At 43.6% G+C, this 1602-nt stretch carries 2 protein-coding genes; one reads left to right on the forward strand and one right to left on the reverse strand.

All coding sequences use genetic code 11. The features are described 5' to 3' along the window. Window positions 1–41: 41 nt before the first annotated feature. Window positions 42–833, reverse strand: a complete 792-nt coding sequence (locus KDK15_RS04930) for an SLC13 family permease (RefSeq protein ID WP_257294252.1) — start codon at window positions 831–833, stop codon at window positions 42–44. Between the two features lie 422 nt (window positions 834–1255). Between KDK15_RS04930 and KDK15_RS04935 the strand changes: the two genes are divergently transcribed. Continuing rightward, window positions 1256–1602 (forward strand): ankyrin repeat domain-containing protein (locus tag KDK15_RS04935; protein WP_257294253.1); only part of this gene is annotated, 347 nt, incomplete at its 3' end.

Here is a 1602-nt window from a genome sequence, read left to right on the forward strand (position 1 = left end):
CACAGGCCAAGTCTAGCAGGGCTTGTTGCGTTCGTTGCTTTTTATTTCAACTGTTCAAATGGCACCATACTGACAATCAACTCTGAAAGACCAGACGAGGCAAGCGCAGTACCAATGGCAATACCACCGGCAAGCAGCCAGAGCACATCCCAGCTGATATGCTTCAGATCCTGCTTATCAACAATGCCACACAGGCTGAATACAGCAACCGGGATAATAGCGACGGCATAAGCATTAATGCCGTGGACACTGGAGAACATCCACAGCAGGATAGTCAATGCCATAGTGATATAAACAATGTACGGCTTCAGGCCGCTTTCAAAACGGCCATCAATCCGGACATCCAGATCGCCACCATTGGCGGGGTACATCTTCTGCAGTAACCACCAACTGAAAGCAATCATAATGACAGTAATCGCTACGGCAAACAGCATCCAGCCACCAAACGACAACGCATGCTCACCGACAAAGTAACGGAAAGCGATGGCGTTGGGAGGTGTTCCAATCGGAGTCTCCATACCACCCAGGTTTGCGGCGATGGGAATGCTCAATACCATTGCCCGACATCCGGGATCCTCACTGTCCATTCGTGCCACCAATGGCGTCATAATAGTCAGCATCATGAAACTGGTCGCTGTATTGCTCATGAACATGGAGAAGATGGCCGTGATGATCATCACGCCAAGCATCACAATTTCGTACTTCTGGCCAAAAGGCTTTAATAAAATACGAGCCAGATTGATATCCACTTTGTATTTGGCACAGGCCAGAGCAAAGTCTGGAACGCTGAGGCTGATCAACAGAAAGCAGATATTGTCAATCTTTAAAAACAATTGCCGGTTAAGACAGTTAAATGATTCTTTGCAAAATGCCGGTTATCACTACCTGGGGCCAGAACGAACATTTGTTAACGAATAATTTTGCATAAGACAAGATTAAATACCCTGAACCAGATCATATATGGGTATTATTTTTCATCACGTACAAAAATAGTGAAAAAAGATACATTATAAAAGTATCAGGCCGTATTCATTGAAATTGATTAATGCAAAAAAAAATGAACTTTGCTGTTAATTATTAATCTAAAAGCTATTTATACCAAAGAGTGATAATAAAAATATTATGAATCCACTGAATACCAGCGGCCCCACTTACAAACCAGATCCAGTTTCACTTAATCAGGCAGAAGATGTAGAACAACCAAAAGCCACCGCAAAGGCCAGCCCTATTGTGGAACCCGAAAGAAAATCTTTGCATGAGTATGATGTTAGAAAAAAAGACAACAGTAATGTTGAGCAATCACGGCTCAGAGAACCAGTCTCAATCAATCAAGCAAATAAATAAATTATTCAGACAGCTAGCCGCAAATGGAGAGTTCAGTGCGTTAATTGCGCACATGAAAGAGAACCCTGATGCTATTGATATCAATGGAACCAGCTCTAATGGGAATACTGCCCTACATTGGGCATCACAAAGAAACCATAGTGCCGTAGTCAAAGAACTGCTATCACGACCTGAAATTAATATCACTGCAGTTAACCGTGCTGCTGACACTCCCCGCCCTATCGGGCGAGGGTTCTTAGATCGCTCCAAGAACCTTCC

It is taken from the genome of Endozoicomonas sp. YOMI1, from assembly GCF_024606345.1.
Taxonomy (GTDB): domain Bacteria; phylum Pseudomonadota; class Gammaproteobacteria; order Pseudomonadales; family Endozoicomonadaceae; genus Endozoicomonas.